Annotated in this window: 11 protein-coding genes; 2 read left to right on the forward strand and 9 right to left on the reverse strand. The window is 57.8% G+C overall.

Translation table 11 applies throughout. The features are described from left to right. Nucleotide 1: 1 nt before the first annotated feature. The 7 genes from C5F52_RS12625 to C5F52_RS12655 form a co-directional block, all read right to left on the reverse strand. On the reverse strand, nt 2–931 hold the full coding sequence (locus C5F52_RS12625) for a hypothetical protein (RefSeq protein WP_104798715.1): 930 nt from the start codon (nt 929–931) through the stop codon (nt 2–4). Continuing rightward, nucleotides 928–2964: a DEAD/DEAH box helicase gene (locus C5F52_RS12630; RefSeq protein WP_104798716.1), complete on the reverse strand. Its 2037-nt coding sequence runs from the start codon at nt 2962–2964 to the stop codon at nt 928–930. Before C5F52_RS12630 ends, C5F52_RS12625 begins: the two co-directional genes overlap by 4 nt. Further along, nucleotides 2961–5144, reverse strand: a complete 2184-nt coding sequence (locus C5F52_RS12635; RefSeq protein WP_146100079.1) for a hypothetical protein — start codon at nt 5142–5144, stop codon at nt 2961–2963. Before C5F52_RS12635 ends, C5F52_RS12630 begins: the two co-directional genes overlap by 4 nt. Next, the gene (locus C5F52_RS12640) at nt 5141–7045 is read right to left on the reverse strand and encodes an HlyD family efflux transporter periplasmic adaptor subunit (protein ID WP_161499694.1); all 1905 of its coding nucleotides are present in this window, start codon (nt 7043–7045) and stop codon (nt 5141–5143) included. Before C5F52_RS12640 ends, C5F52_RS12635 begins: the two co-directional genes overlap by 4 nt. 10 nt (nt 7046–7055) lie before the next feature. Then, nucleotides 7056–7910: an efflux RND transporter periplasmic adaptor subunit gene (locus C5F52_RS12645; RefSeq protein ID WP_104798719.1), complete on the reverse strand. Its 855-nt coding sequence runs from the start codon at nt 7908–7910 to the stop codon at nt 7056–7058. Then, the gene (locus tag C5F52_RS12650) at nt 7907–9463 is read right to left on the reverse strand and encodes a TolC family protein (RefSeq protein ID WP_161499695.1); all 1557 of its coding nucleotides are present in this window, start codon (nt 9461–9463) and stop codon (nt 7907–7909) included. The genes C5F52_RS12645 and C5F52_RS12650 overlap by 4 nt, the downstream gene beginning before the upstream one ends. Before the next feature lie 95 nt (nt 9464–9558). Further along, the gene (locus tag C5F52_RS12655; RefSeq protein WP_104798721.1) at nt 9559–10326 is read right to left on the reverse strand and encodes a SapC family protein; all 768 of its coding nucleotides are present in this window, start codon (nt 10324–10326) and stop codon (nt 9559–9561) included. 265 nt (nt 10327–10591) lie between these two features. Between C5F52_RS12655 and C5F52_RS12660 the strand changes: the two genes are divergently transcribed. Beyond that, nucleotides 10592–12550, forward strand: a complete 1959-nt coding sequence (locus tag C5F52_RS12660; protein ID WP_161499696.1) for a sensor histidine kinase — start codon at nt 10592–10594, stop codon at nt 12548–12550. 20 nt (nt 12551–12570) lie between these two features. Next, entirely contained in the window at nt 12571–13266 is a 696-nt protein-coding gene (locus C5F52_RS12665; RefSeq protein ID WP_104798723.1) for a response regulator transcription factor, read from the forward strand. Between the two features lie 65 nt (nt 13267–13331). Here C5F52_RS12665 and lpdA read toward each other — a convergent pair whose 3' ends face one another. Both lpdA and odhB read right to left on the reverse strand, forming a co-directional pair. Next, nucleotides 13332–14759: a dihydrolipoyl dehydrogenase gene (gene lpdA / locus C5F52_RS12670; RefSeq protein ID WP_104798724.1), complete on the reverse strand. Its 1428-nt coding sequence runs from the start codon at nt 14757–14759 to the stop codon at nt 13332–13334. A gap of 13 nt (nt 14760–14772) precedes the next feature. Further along, nucleotides 14773–16026 carry a 2-oxoglutarate dehydrogenase complex dihydrolipoyllysine-residue succinyltransferase gene (gene odhB, locus C5F52_RS12675; protein WP_104798725.1) on the reverse strand — a complete coding sequence of 418 codons (1254 nt, stop codon included), beginning with the start codon at nt 16024–16026 and terminating at the stop codon, nt 14773–14775. Nucleotides 16027–16049 lie beyond the last annotated feature (23 nt).

The raw sequence follows: 16049 nt of genomic DNA on the forward strand, positions 1-16049 counted from the left end.
TTTAGCTTTCTTGCATGGTTGCTCGCGGCTCAGGGCGAGCAGCACTGGGCCGCATCAACACGGCCCGTGTGTCGGCGCTGTTTAAAGCGCCATAAATGGTGAGATAAGGTTGAGATTGGGCGTCTAGACCGGCATGCAGCCAGCCCAGTTCTTGGTTCGCCCAAACGGACATGAGGTCAGACTGGCGCTCGGGTGCAATGCCCCAAGCGTCAAACATAGTTGCCAAAGGCTGCATCGCGTCCAAGGCGCGCAAGTCGCTGCCATAAAAACGCACACAAACGCCTTGACTTGGAAGGCCTGGCTCGCGCACCACGAGCAAGCGGTATCCCCGCCAATCGGTGGCAGCGTGCAAGGCCTTGTCCAGCACTTGCCCCACGGCGTCATACAAGGGCTGCGCCACGGGGCTCAGGCCTTGGGCTTCGTTGAGCAGGGCCACAGTCGCCCCGCCATCCAGGCCCGACATGCGCCAATACTCGGTGTGACGTGCACGGCCGACGGGAGCGTCGACGCGCCATTTGCACGCCTCGATCGACAAAGCCACTTGGCGATGCTCAGGGGCACGTCGACTCAAGTCTGGCGCAGGCAAGGCGTACTCAAGGTAGACCTTGGCCACCACCTGCGTATCGCTTTGTTCAACCGCCAAATAAATCTGGCGCGCACGGGGCAAGTTCGTGCGAAATTGCACAGCGTCTTCGCCAGGCATGGCCAAGCGATCAGGCAAGCCCATCAGACGCTTCGCAGAAACACCAGCTGGCGAAAATCCTGCCAACCAGCGGCCGCCCACAGCACCCTTGGGCGACACGCGCACTGACGACTCACCGCCGGTGATGCCCAAACCTTCGAGCTCGCCCAACATGGCGCGCAGGGTTTGCTCGGCAGGCTGACGCCAGACGGGCCACAGCGCAGCAGGTGTGTGCAGATGCGCTTTCATACGCCGCCCCTTTGCGCGAATGGCAAAGCCGAGGCCATCCAGTCGTCGTTGCGCAACACCGAGAAACGTCGCTCAAACGCATCCCCTTCAGATCGACGCTGGGCCCAAACAAAGGCGCGTTGGGTCCAAACGGGCGCGTGTTGTGGCCATCGGGCACGCAGCAGCACCAAAGCACGACGCGCCCAAGATGGCAAATAGCGCAGCACCAAACTGTCTTCTAGGCACAGGTACAAAGACACGCTGCCGGGATCACCCTGACGCCCGCAACGGCCGGCGAGTTGGCGGTCAATGCGCGCCGACTCGTTGACCTCGGCGATGACCACATGCAGTCCGCCGCTTTGCTCAACCACTGGGTGCAGTCGAATATCGGTCCCGCGGCCCGCCATGTTGGTGGCAATCGTGATCCGACCGGGTTCACCAGCGACAGCCACAATGGCGGCCTCTTCGGCATGGTGCACCGCGTTGAGCACAGCCACTTCGATGTTCTGCGCAAGCAGCAAACTGGCCAAGACCTCGCTCGACTCGACGCTGCGCACTCCCACCAACACCGCGCGCTGATGTTTCTGTGCTTCGATAACTTCTTGTGCAACGGCCTGCCACTTGGCGTCAACCGTCAACATCACATGGGCGGGCAAGTACCGGGTTTGGCGTGGCCGATGCGTGGGCACGCGCACAACACGCAAGCGGTAGACCTGCCACAGCTCGTCCACCGCTTCCCACACCGTGCCCGAGCTGCCGGACAAACGGGTAAAGCCACGGAAAAAGGCCTGAAAGCTCATTTGGCTCAGGGCTTCATTGGGGTCGGTGATCTCTAGGCCTTCTTTGGCCTCCACCGCTTGATGCAGGCCGGCTGTAAGGGTGCGGCCTGGGGTCATACGCCCTGTGAATTCGTCCAACAAAACGATCTCGCCATCGTCCACCAAATACTGATGGCCGACGCGGAAAAAGCAATGCACTTGCAAGGCCTGCCGCAACAGCTCTTCGCGACGCGGGGCCGGACGCCACACGGGCGGCAACTCAGGTGCCAAACGCTCCAGCGCAGCCATCGCACCCTCACGCAGACGAACGCTGCGGGTGCGTGTGATGCAGTCATAGTCCTCGTCAGCCACCAACTTGGGAGCCAACTGAGCCAGCATGACCACCGCCTCGCTCAAGCCGCGGCTGGGTCGACGGGCCGACAAAATAAGAGGGGTGACGGCTTCGTCAATCAGCACACTGTCGGCCTCGTCCACGATGGCCGTGTGCAAGCCGCGCACCAGCAGCAACGACGATTCAGCGCGAACCTCGCCCCGGCCCATCCAGCGCTGAAAGGCTTGCCAATCGGCATCTTGACCCGCACCGGCGGCCAGTTGGTCGCGCAGGTAATCGGCCAACAGTTCTTTGGGGGTGACGTAGACCACGTCTGAGTTGTACAGCGCAGGACGTTTTTCGGCAGCGACATCAGCGTAGACCGAGGCCAAGCTGACACCGCACGCGTCGAACAGGCGACGCATGGTTTGGGCGTCGCGTTCGGCCAGATAGTCATTGGCGGTGATGACGTGACAGGGGCGATCGCTCCAGCCTGCCAGCACAGCCGCTAAGGCCACCGTGAGGGTTTTACCTTCCCCTGTGGCCATCTCGGCCAACCAGCCGTGATGCAACGACAACGCGCCCATGAACTGCACCGGATAGGGTTGCATGCCCATTTCGCGAAACGCCACCTGCCCGACCAAGGCCAAGGCCTCGATCAGCTGGCCTTTGGCCAACATGGGGTCGCGGCGCAGGTTTTCTTGCGCCATGACCTTGGCATGCTGCAAGGCCTCCGCATCGAGTTCTGCGTACTGCGCGCAGAGTTCGGCACAGCGCTGTGCATCCGCCCACAGAAAAGCGGCTTCGCTGGGGCGACGCTTGAACCAGCCTTGCGCCTTGTCCGCCCAGCCGTCCAAGCCTTCGGGCAGTTTTTCAAGGCGACGCAGTTTTTCGACCGACGCGCTGCGTGAGGGCTGCGCGTTCGAAACGGGTGCATCGATGGGGGACCAAGCAGTTGTGGTCATACGCGGAACTTCCTTTGCAGGAATTGGCGCAAACCACGCTCCCACTGAAACAGCAGAGGCGAGTTGGGCAAGGTGATGCGCATCGTGCCCAAGCGACCGTGCAAGCGACGTAACTCCTCAGCGTCAGAGCCACCGCCCTGCACCTTTGGCAACTGTGCGTGGATGCGGAAGAAAGGCTCAGCGGCGGCCAGACCTTTAGGGTCAGACGACTGCACGGCAATTTCGCCCCCACCCGCCATGCCCAGTGCAGGCGACGGCAACTGACCTTGTTCAAACGGCATGACCTCGGTCTTGGCCGAGTGCAAGTTGAACTCTTGCTGACCGCGAATGCGAATTTCGGTGTCCAGCACGCCGGCTTCAAACAAATGGGTGTTGATCTGCGGCAGCACAGCCACAAAGCGCCAATCGCGCTCGTCCACGATGGTGCCCAAACTACCGCCACGCGCTATCCACTGGCCATGGCTGGCGTCTAGCTCGGTGGCACTCCAAATGCCTTCGATGGGAGCCAGCAAAGTCAGGGCGTTTTGCTGGCGCATGAGCTCAGCGAGCTTTTGGTCCATGGCTTCGCGCTGGCGCTCAAGGGCTTCGAAGTTCGCCACAGCGGTGGTGATGGCTTGCAGCTCCTGAGCTAGCAACTGCTCACGCTGTTGTTGAACGGACAAGATTTCAAACTCAAGATCTGGGTTCTCAAGGCGCGCCAAGGGTTGACCCGCTGTCACCCATTGGCCGGGACGAGCCAACAACGCCACCAACGCACCGCCGCTGTCGCTGTAGAGCTCGCGCGACTGGGTAGCCTGCAACACGCCTTTGACACGCACACGGTCAGGCATGGGCACACCACCTAAAAGGCCAAAACTCACCACCAAAATACCCATCGTGATGGCCAAGGTGCGCGCGCGTTGGTGTTGCAGTTTGGGGCTGGTGAACAAGAATTTGCCGAACTTGAACACGGGCATGACCACGATGCTGAAGAACATGACCCAAGCCAGCGCCACACCCAAGTCCAAATATTGCTCGGCAATGAAAAAGATGATGGTGGACATCAAGCCCACCCAATAGCCCAGGCTAATCACGCCATACAGCGGCAACAAAATCGCTTCGTTGGGCGTGCGCGCCACGGGCTGTGCCGTCTTGATGCCCAGCACCCAGAACTCACCCAAGTACTTGAGCTGGTCGCGCGAGCGCTGGAACAAGTTGGGCACGTCGAGGAAGTCGACCAGCATGTGGTAGCCATCAAAACGCATCAGCGGGTTGAGGTTGAACAAGACGGTGGAGACGCTGGCCACAAAGATCACGTTGTAAGCCAAGGCATTGATCACGCCAGGGGCGGTGTGGGCCCACACCATCGCAGCCAAGGCGGCTACAGCCAACTCCGACAGCACCCCCGAGGCACCGACCAACATGCGTTGGGCACGGCTGCGAAAGCCCCAGCTGGCGGTGGCGTCCATGTAGGGCAGCGGCGCAAACATGAGCAACATCACGCCCATTTTGTGCACCTCGCCGCCGTAGCGTTTGCACGCTGCAGCGTGGCCAAACTCATGCACCAGCTTGGCCAGCACCATGCCCACGTACAAGAGCCCTAAATTGGCAGGTGCTAGCAAGCCGGCCGATTGGTCGAACAAATGGTAGGACTCGTCCACCAAGGCTTTGAGCCCCAGCAGGACCAACACGACATACAACCCAGCGCCGAGCGGGCCAAAGAGCACGCGAATGGCGGGCATGGCGCGCTCAAGGAAGCGATCCGGGTCGAGCAGCGGCACCTTGATAGACAAGAAACCGAGCAGCATGGCCTTGATTTCCTGACCACGTCGCTTGCTGTATCGCTCAAACAAACTGGCGGCGGCGGCACCTCGGTCGAACTGTAAGAGGTTGGACAAATGCAGCTGACCCAGCAGCTGAACCACCTCCTCCTGTGTCAAGGCCAACTCGGGCTCGTCTTCCATCAACTCGCCCCAAACTTCGTCGATGGTGCGTTGCGGGTTCAAGCGGCTCAAGAAGGCGTAGGCGTCCGCGGTGACACGGAAAAAATCGCTGCCCAAGCTGTCGCGCAGCACCACCCACTCTTCGCCACGAAAAGTCTGGCGGTGCGCGCGCACGCTGCTGCGCAAACACGCACGCACGCTGGCCACACGATGCCACGCATCGCTGTAGGTTTTGCCGCTGGCGTCGTCCATGCTCATAGCCAGAACAACTCCCGCAAGAAGCGCACGGTGCGGTGCGTCAACACCCAAATCAGGGGGCGATCACCCGCATCAATGCGTGCCGTGCCACCCATGCCCGGACGCCACCAGGCAGGAATAGCCTCTTGCACCTTGGCACGGGCCAGGTAAATATTGCGGCCTTCGCGCAAGGTGGAGGCCGGGTCGATTCGGTCCAGCTTGATGGCAAAACGCTGGTCAGGTCGGCCCACCAGTGCGAACTCGCCCGTCGAGCCGACTTTGACTTCGTGCACGTCGATTTGATCGATTTCAAGCTCAAGGTAGTTGTCGTCGGTTTGCGCCAGTTTGAGCAGCAAATCGCCCTTGCGCAGAGGGGCACCCAGATTTTTCTTAAGCTCGCCCTCCACCACCACGCCGGCACGCGGTGCGGTCACTTTGGCATGCGCCAGTTGGTGTCGAATCAAAGCCAAGCGGGAAGCCGATTGATCTTGGCGGGCAAAGTTGATTTGCATCTCAGCCAGTTGACGCGCAGCTTGCGCTTTCTCAGCTTCGTGGCTGTAACGCATCACATCGGCCTCGGCCATGGACTCTTCGAGCACCAGGTCGCGGGTGTCGAGTTGCACCAAGACTTGGCCGGCTTCTACCTTGTCGCCAATTTCCACATGCACTTGGCGCAAGTAGCCATCAAACGGCGCGGGCATGAACAGCAAGTCTTTGCTGCGCAAGGTCAACGTGGCGTCGACGCGATAGGCCCATGGCAGCAAAAACAAGAACAGCAAGACCACCACACTGGCAGCCGCAGCCAATTTGGGCACGCTGTGACGGGGACTCAAACTCTCCACATACCAACGCTTGCAGGCCAGCCGCGCTTTGTCACCCCACCAACGACCGCGCTCATGCAAGTCGGCCAACTGGCGCACAGTGGCTTGGGCGATGAGGCGTAACTCCCAGAGTTCTACCTCGCTCCAAGTGCCCTGACGCTTTTCTAAACACAGCACACCCTTGACGATGTCGCCATCGCGCAGCGGCACGCTGGCCACCGCGGTCACGCCTTGCATCAGCGCATAAGACTCGTGCGCACGGTTGACCTTGCGCGAATCAGCGGGCAGTGGATAGACCAACTCGCCCGACTGATCGGCGGCTTCCTCCATCGCACTTTCTAGCGCACGGCTGATCGTCGACTGGGCATCAAATTTTTCAACGTGGCTGATGGCGGTCAGTCGAACATAAGGTGGGTGCACCCAACCCAGCGACACCCGATCACCATCAAAGCGCACTGCCAAGGCATTGCAAAGCTCATACGCCATGTGCAGAAAATGCGTCTGCTGCGACAACTGAATGGACAAACGCAAAATTTGGTAAAGGCGCTCGGCGTGAGGCTCGTCCGCCAAAGTCACCGCTTGATCTTGAACTACGGTTGTCGAAACGGCACTGTCGCTCGCCGCACAACGCCTGGCGTAATCCGCAGGAAGGCGCACCACCTGAGCAGCCCAAGCCATCAAATCGCTTGCAGTCGCACCAAAATCTGCCGCATGCAAAGCGACCACGGCAACAACTTGTTGCGGTCCTGCCGGCGCTTGTGGCAAGGGCATGGCCAGCGCGTGACCGCCCTGAGCAAAGGGCTCCAGCATCGGCTGATCGGTAGCCACACTAGATATCAGTTGCAAGACGCCATCGCCATCGCCCTCCAACTCGGGCGCGTCGGAGGGCCATTGGGCCAAGGCGCGCCAAGGTTGACCAATGCCAGACACCAGCAACAAAACGCGCCTGGCCTGCAACGTTTGGCCCACAGCTTGGAGGTACTGCTCCCAAAACGATTGAACAGGTCCTTCAAAAACAGCCAACGCCGCCCAGCGTGAGGCCGCAGCATCACGCGCAGCGGCGGCCTGTTCAGCGTTGGATGGTTTGGAGCTGGTGCGCATGCTTCGAAACTCAGAGCAGCATGCGGCCACTGATGCCGGGGCGCACAGACCCGTCGGCATTTTCAAACTCAGCGATGACTTCAATCAAGCCGCTGGACGGGTCCGTGACGGGCGAAACAAACACCACTTTGGCCATGCGACTGCGCAACTGACCATCAACGGTCAACTCAATCTTGACCGTGGCACCGACTTTCAAGTGGATGCCTGTGCGCGCAGGCACTGTGCCCATGAAGCGCACGCGGCTGGTGTCGACCACCGACATGAAGGGCTCATGCGGCGAGACACTTTCACCCAAACGCAGGCCCACTTTGGTGACCACGCCATCAAAGGGCGAGCGCAGGTTGCGGCGCTCGTAGGTTTCTTTTGCCAACGAGAGCTCAACCTGTTCACGCTCCTTGCTTGACTCCAGCGCTTTACGCTCGGCAGACACGGCACCCAGCGCAATTTCCTCATCTTCCGCTTGCTTGCGCGACACGCCGCCGCTGGCCAACAAGGGGCGCAAGGATTCGACTTGCTCCATCAGGGTTTTTTCTTTTTGCTTGAGTTCGTCTAGGCGTGCCCGGTCTTCAACGAGCAAGCGACGGCGTTGCACCTCAAGTTCTTCAAGGGTGCGGTCCAGATACATCAACACCTGACCTTTGCGAACGCGACTGCCCTCACGCACCAACATGCCATCGATGCGACCCGCCACGGTCATGCTGAGTTTGACGTCGCGCAAAGCTTGCGTGACGCCGGGGGCGCTGAGCGCCGCAACCGGCGCACTAGGCGAAGGCGTTTGTGCCATGGCCGAACACAACGGAAAAAGCATCGACACCGAAGTGACGATGCGAAGCACGCTGCGTTTCAAACGTGTCGATCTACTCATGACGGCCAGCGCTCCAGCAAAACGCCTTGGGCAGATTCAAGAATGATTTGCGCTTTGGCGAAAGCAACTTGCTGCTCGATGACCATCAAACGGGAGTTCACGGTTTTCTCTTCGCGCATCATGATTTCGCGCATTTCGCTGCGACCCGCTGCGAAACGTTTGTATTCAACATCCAGTTGTTGCTGCTCACGGCGAGCGACGTCTTGCCAGAACTCCCAGCGTTCGGACGCGCTGGCGAGCATGTTGAGGCTGGTGTCGATGTCATTGGCAATCTGTACTTCCAAAGCTTTGATCGCGAGCAAGGCGTTTTCACGGCGCAAACTGGCAGACGCGACGTCCGCACGGCCTTGGCGGTTTTCGCCCAGCGGGATTTGCATTTGCAGACCCATGCTCCATGTGGGGTAGTTGCGCATGGTGTCTGCGCTAAAAGCGGTTTGTGCGGAATAAGCCAGGCCGTTGCGGCCATAAGAAGCAATCAGATCGATGCGTGGCAGGGCTTGGTTTTGGGCATAGACCAACTGCACGCCTTCGCGCTCCAGCAACTTTTTTTGCATGAGGAAGTCATGGCGAGAGTCCAGTGCCAGACGCACAGACGCCTCAGCGGCAGCGCTGGAGCTGGGCTTGACCACGGCAGGCAAGGCATCAGACGCGCGCCAAGTGGGCAGGCCCGTACCTGTGGCGGCCATGACCAAGGTGTTGAGTCGGTTCAGTCGCTCACGCTCGCCCTGCACAGCTTCACTCAAGCCCGCGCGGAATCGGGACAGCGCATTTTCAATTTCCCAGACATCGGCCTCGGCCAAACGGCCTTGTCGGTTCAAGGAGCGCGCTTCGGTCAGCAAGCGCTGGCTGGTGCGGATTTTTTCATTTGCGGCAGCAACGCGATGCTGCGCCAGAACCAATTCGTAATAGGCCAATGAGGCTTCAGCCACGACGCTGGACTCGGTCTCAAACTGGGTGTGCTGGGCCACGGCCACATCCAACTCGGCCACATCCGTGCGTGCGTTGGTGACGGTAAATCCGCCGTCTTTGGCCAAGGGCTGGGTGAGTGTCAAGCCCATGAAGGTGCGGTTGTCTTTGGCACCTTCGGGGCGACCGTCGAGCTGGTTGATGTTGGTGATGAAGCGCGACAGCGTGGTTTTGGCTTCGAGCTTGGCGCCCGTGGGCAACAACTGACTCACGCCGGCAGAGTAATCTTGCCCGTCGCGCAAATACAGCGCTTGGTTACTGCGCACCAGTTTTTCTTCGTAGGTGTTGGGTTGGCGGTTCACGCCGTTGGTGGCCGACAACGTCGCCACTGGTTGAAAGGCGGCAGAGGCACGGTCGATGCCAGTTTGGGCAATTTCTTTTTCTGCGCGTTTGCTGCGAATGTCTTTGTTGGCCTCACGCACTTGACGCACCAGGTCTTTCAAGGTCAAGCCGGTCGCCATCACGGCACTGCTCTTGGCCACAGGTGCTGTGACTTGCGCATGTACACCGAGGCTGCCCGCGGTCAACGCCGTCATCAAGCACCAGGGCAGCGTGCGCAAAGCCCATGAATCAGAAAAATTCCGCATGCTCATCTACCTTTGAAAAACATTTGTCCGGTCTGCAAAAGGAAAAACCCCGAGGCCACACCATCAGAGGCAGCCATCGGGGTCCGTGAGGCTGCTTATTGCAGTGTTTCTTTGGCAGCGCGGCCTACAGAGGCCTTGCCTTCTTCAACCACAGCGTCAGCTGGCAACTTTTTCAGGCTGGCCAAACGCTCGATTTGCGACAAAGAGATCAAGTGCGCATAGATGGCAGGCAGGTAGCCTTTTTGGCGAATCTCAGCAAACTTGGCATCGGTGAAGTTGTTTAAGCGCTCTTCGTTAATGACGTAGCAACCGGTGATGTTGCGCACTTGATTGGCAGCATTCACACGCATGTTCAGAGGCGTGAGCAGGTTGTTTTGAATCAAGAACTTGCTGAACTCATGGGTCATGGTGTCCATTTGTTGCAGTTCGCTCAAGTAACGCTTGACGTTCTCGATGACTTGCGTGGGGTTGCCTTGCTCGTCGAACATCGGCGCGCCTTCGGTGTCGCTCAGCAAGTCGCTGGCTTCGTCCACACAAACGACATAACGGTCAGCTTCGGCAGCCTTGGTCAGGGCAAACGGGTAGCGGCGAATGATGGCGGGAATGTATGAACCCGCCCACTGGCCTTCGCTGTCCACAAACAAGTTCTCACCGGCGTCCAGACCCATCAGGGCCACTGGGCGAAAATCGTCATTGGCTTTGTCTTCCAAGAAAACCAAGGGATAGATGGCAGCAGCGCGTGCAAACTCATGCACGGTGACGTAAGCCACATGGAATTTCGAAGCAAAACGAAAATCGCTGCTGGTACGCACTTTTTTATTGGCGTGACGCTCTTTATTGACGGGAACTACTTGTTCAAACATTTTTTCTCCATTGAAAATCAGCAAATACCTGCAGCCAGCCATCACCCTAAACATATCAAAGTGACAACTGGCAAAACCTCTTATTAAGAGGTTGGCTGGGGATGATATTTCCAATGATTTAATTCACATAGACACCACATTCGACAAATACATGCCAAATACGACATTTCCGAAAAATACAGATACTTTGAAATTTAAAGTAACAAAAAACACAACCTTTAAGACTCTGTTTTTTTTCAGTTTGCGCTGGTTTGTGCTGGTCTTGATGTCGTGGCTACCCATCGCGCAGGCCACCACGTTGAACGTGCAAACCCTGTCGCTAGACAAAATCACAGACGTGGCTGTTTTGGAAGATCCAAAAGGGACATTGACACGCGATGATGTGAGCAGTGATGCCCTCGCGGGACAGTTCAAGGCATGGTCACAAGAGCGCGGACAGATCAACCTTGGATTTTCAAGTTCGGCTTACTGGGTCCGCATTCCTTTGCAAAGACACGCAGAGGCGCCTACGTCTTGGGTGATTGAAGTGCCATTTTTTCAATTGCACACGCTGGATTTTTTCGCGCCCAACGAAGCTGCGGTGCAAACGGGCGGAAGCCGACCGATCAGCTCGCGCCCCTTTTTGCACAGGTTTTTTGCATTTCCAGTCGAGATCAGCACTGAAAAACAGATGTTTTACATGCGTGTGACCAGCCAACACAGCCTCACTGTGCCCATCACCGTTTGGCAAGAGCGCACATTCAGGCATCACGTCCAAAACGCATTCATCCTGCAGTCCTTGTATTTCGGCGGCCTGATCGCGCTGTTGATCTACAACCTGTTCCTATCCATCTCGCTGACCGACCTGCGATTTTTGCTCTACACCTTGTTTGTCGGCAACTTTGGGCTGGCCATGCTGGCGGGCAATGGTTTGGGTCAGATGTTTGTATGGCCTGGTGAGGGGCAATTTGATGCCATTGCACAGTCTTTCTTCTTGAGTCTGTCGGGCTGTTTTTCAATGCTCTTTGCCTCTCGCTTTTTGGGAGCGAACCGCTATGTGCCAAAGATCTCGCGTTGGCTACAAATTTTTTCGGCAATTTATTTGGTCGATGCCATCGCACAAATCACCGCACCTTGGCATGGCGTGCCGTTGCAATGGATTCTGGAGGTCTTGTTCCTCACCACCCTGCCTGCCGGCGCGCTGGTGGTGATTGCGGGCATTCAGGTTCATCGGCGTGGCCAGAAACGGGTGCGTTTTTTCTTATTAGCTTGGTTGGTTTTGTGGTCGGGCGCGATCACCGCAACCTTGCGCGCTTTTGAGCTGATCCCGACCAATACATTCACGTCATACAGCCTTCAGTTGTCCTCTGCGCTTGAAATGCTGCTACTGGCCTTAGCGCTGGCAGATATGGTTCATCTCGAACGGCAAGAGCGAGAACACGCACAGCACGAAGCCTTGGAAGCGAACGAGCGTTTGCTGAAAAATGCCCGCATCTCCGAAGAACGACTCGAACTCGAGGTTCAAAAACGCACGGTGGAACTCAAACTCGCCTTGAACACTGAAACTCAGTTGCTCGAAAAATACATGCGCTTTGGGGCACTGATCTCGCATGAGTTTCGCAACCCGTTGGGCATCGTAGACAGTCAAATCAGCCTGCTGCGCAAAGAACAAGAAAAAGGACAGTTGAACCTCGATAAGCGACTCAACACCATGGCCAGCGCTACGCGACGATTGCTGTCTTTGTTTGATACCTGGCTCAACGGCGACCGCTTGCAGCACGCGATGCAGGAAATGAAGCCCGAGCACATCCCCTTGGCAGCGTGGTTGCGTGAACTGATTGATTCGCAAATTTCTTACCACGACAACCATCCCCTCACCCTCAACATCTCCCGCGCTGTGGGCGACGTTTGGGCAGATGAAGATCTGTTGGAAGTGGCCATGTTGAACTTGATCGACAACGCTTGTAAATACTCAGCAGCGGGTGAAGTGGTGGCGATTGAGACACGACAAAAGCCAGGTTGGGTCGGGATTGCTGTGATCGACAAAGGCTGCGGCATTGATCCTAAAGATCACCAAGCAGTGTTTGACGACTACCACCGGGTGAGTTCGGAAAGTACGATTTCCGGCTTGGGTTTAGGCCTGGCGTTTGTGCGGCGCATTGTGAACATGCATCAGGGTGAACTAGAACTCAAGAGTGCCATTGGCGAAGGCAGTACCTTTTGCGTGTGGCTGCCACTTAAATAAGAGGGACAATTCGCAGCACGATGACTACGACAGACACCCTACCCGGCCGCGTGCTGGTGATTGAAGATGAGGCCGATTTGCAAGAGGCCATCGTCACCTACCTCAACATGGAGGGCTTTGTGGCCGATGGCGTCAGCAGTCTAAAAATGGCCACCCAGTGGTTGCGTACGCACCAATTCGACGTACTGGTACTTGATCTTGGACTGCCAGATGGCGATGGTTTGAAATGGCTCAGCGAGTGCGTACAACTCCGTGACAAAGGCGTGATCATCACCACCGCGCGCGGGGAAGGTAACCAGCGGATTGAGGGCATTCGAGCAGGTGCCGATGTGTATTTGGTCAAACCGATTCAGCTCGAAGAGTTGTCATCCTTGGTGAGCAACTTATTGCGTCGCACCCGCAGCAATGCCAGCCCCCGTTGGACCCTGAGTCGCATGAACTGGACCTTGCAATCGCCTTCGGGTGTGGGCTTCAAGCTCACCCATTCAGAGTCTGTGCTGATGCACAAAATGGCACATCACGCGGGTCAAGCTGTATCGCGTCAAGATTTGGTGCTGAGTCTGGGTCACGACCCTGCGGTGTACGACTTCAGGCGCATGGAAATATTGGTTCGACGCTTGCGCAACAAAGCCAAGGACACCTTGGGCAGCGATCTGCCCATTGAAACGGTGCACAGAATTGGCTATGCCTTCACGGCACCGATCACGATCGTTTAGCCGCCAACCCATGTAAAAAGCCCGCTGTCGCCAGCGGGCTTTTAAGCGTCAGGGCTTAAAACTTCTTAGAAGTTCAAGGTGCGCTTGTCAACCGCCAAAGCCGCTTCTTTCGTCGCTTCTGACAAAGATGGATGGGCGTGGCAAATGCGGGCGATGTCTTCGGCCGAGGCCTTAAACTCCATCGCCACCACAGCTTCAGAGATCAACTCCGACACCTGTGGGCCCACCATGTGCACGCCTAAGATTTCGTCTGTCGTGGCATCGGCCAAGAACTTCACCATACCGGTCGTGTCGCCCAAAGCGCGGGCACGGCCGTTCGCGAGGAACGGGAATGTGCCGGCTTTGTACGCCACGCCATCGGCTTTGAGTTGCTGCTCAGTGCGGCCCACCCAAGCGATTTCGGGGCTGGTGTAGATGACCCAAGGAATGGTGTTGAAGTTGACATGACCGTGCTGGCCAGCGATACGCTCGGCCACGGCAACGCCTTCTTCTTCGGCTTTGTGCGCGAGCATGGGGCCACGCACCACGTCACCCACCGCCCACACGCCAGGAACGTTTGTTTTGCAATCACCGTCCACCACAATGGCACCGCGCTCGTCGAGCTGCAGGCCAATGGCTTCAGGGTTCAAACCAATCGTGTTGGCCACGCGACCGATGGAGATGATGAGCTTGTCAGCGTCCAAGGCAATGGCTTCGCCTTTGGCATTGGTGTAGTTGACGGTGACGCCCTTTTTGCCGTTGACGATCTCGCCGACTTTCACGCCGAGTTCGATCTTCAAGCCTTGCTTGTCAAACGCCTTCTTGGCTTCTTTGGCGATTTGCTCGTCCACAGCGCCCAAGAATGTGGGCAGGCCTTCGAGGATGGTCACGTCAGCGCCGAGACGACGCCACACAGAACCCATCTCCAAACCAATCACGCCTGAACCAATCAAGGCCAATTTTTTAGGCACAGCGCCTAAGCGCAAGGCGCCGTCGTTAGACAACACGTTGACTTCGTCAAACGGTGTGCCAGGCAACGCACGGGCGTTGGAGCCTGTGGCGATGATGATGTGCTTGCCGGTGATGACCTCTTCCGCCTTGCCTGCCACATTGATTTCGTGACCGGCTTCGGTGGTTTTGACAAACGAGCCGCGACCGTGGAAGAAAGTGACCTTGTTTTTCTTCAACAGGTACAAGATGCCATCGTTGTTTTGCTTCACAACGTTGTCTTTGCGGGCAATCATCTTGGCCACGTCCATCTTCACGCCGGTGGCGCTGATGCCGTGCTCGGCGAAGTGGTGGTTGGCGTGATCAAAGTGTTCGCTAGATTGCAGCAAGGCCTTGGACGGGATGCAACCCACGTTGGTACAAGTACCGCCGGGCGCTGGGCCACCGGCTGCGTTTTTCCACTCGTCGATACAAGCGACTTGGAAACCGAGTTGTGCAGCACGAATGGCTGCGATATAGCCACCGGGGCCACCGCCGATGACGACGACGTCGAATTGTTTAGACATGTGAATCCTTCAATCAGATATCGAACAACAAGCGAGCTGGATCTTCCAGCGCTTCTTTCATCGCCACCAGGCCCAAGACAGCTTCGCGGCCGTCAATGATGCGGTGGTCATACGACATCGCGAAGTAGTTCATCGGACGAACCACCACTTGGCCGTTTTCCACCATAGCGCGGTCTTTGGTGGCGTGCACGCCCAAAATCGCAGATTGTGGTGGGTTGATGATGGGGGTGGACATCATGGAGCCGAAGGTGCCGCCGTTGGAGATCGAGAACGTACCGCCGGTCATGTCGTCGAGACCGAGCTTGCCGTCACGGGCTTTCACGCCGAATTCAGCAATTTTCTTCTCGATGTCGGCAAAGCTCATTTGGTCAGCGTTGCGCAAAATGGGCACCACCAAACCGCGTGGCGAACCCACAGCGATACCGATGTCGAAGTAGCCGTGGTACACGATGTCGTTGCCGTCCACCGATGCGTTCAACACGGGGAATTTCTTCAGCGCGTGCACGGCGGCTTTGACGAAGAAGCTCATGAAACCGAGCTTCACGCCGTGTTCCTTCTCGAAACGCTCTTGCATGCGCTTGCGCATGTCCATGACCGGGGCCATGTTGATTTCGTTGAAGGTGGTCAGGATGGCATTGGTCGATTGCGATTGCAACAAACGCTCAGCCACGCGAGCACGCAGACGTGTCATGGGCACGCGCTGCTCTGGACGCTCGCCCAAAGCCACAGCAGGTGCCGCGACTTGTGGCAAAGCCTTGGTCGGCACGCCTGTAGGAATGATGGCAGCAGTGGATTGCACACCACCGGCCACAGCCGACAACACATCACCTTTGGTGACGCGGCCGTCTTTGCCAGTGCCAGACACCGAGCCAGCGGCCAAGTTGTTGTCAGCCATCAGCTTGGCAGCGGCGGGCATGGCCACACCGGCTTTGCTGTTAGAAGCTGCGGCAGCAGCAGCCACAGGTGCAGCGGCGGGAGCAGCAGCAACAGGGGCGGCGGCTGCGGGAGCAGCAGCGCCCACTTTGCCGTCGGTGTCGATGCGGGCGATGAGCTGCTCAGCAGCCACGGTGCCGCCGTCGGCGACCAAGATTTCACAGATCACGCCGGCCGCTGGGGCGGGCACTTCGAGCACGACTTTGTCGGTCTCGATGTCGATCAAGATTTCGTCAGCGGCGACGGACTCGCCCACTTTCTTTTTCCACTGCAGCATGGTGGCTTCAGCCACGGATTCGGACAGCTGGGGAACTTTTACTTCGATGATGGCCATTTTTATTCTTTCAGTATTTCGGT

The sequence above is a fragment of the Limnohabitans sp. TS-CS-82 genome (assembly GCF_002943475.1).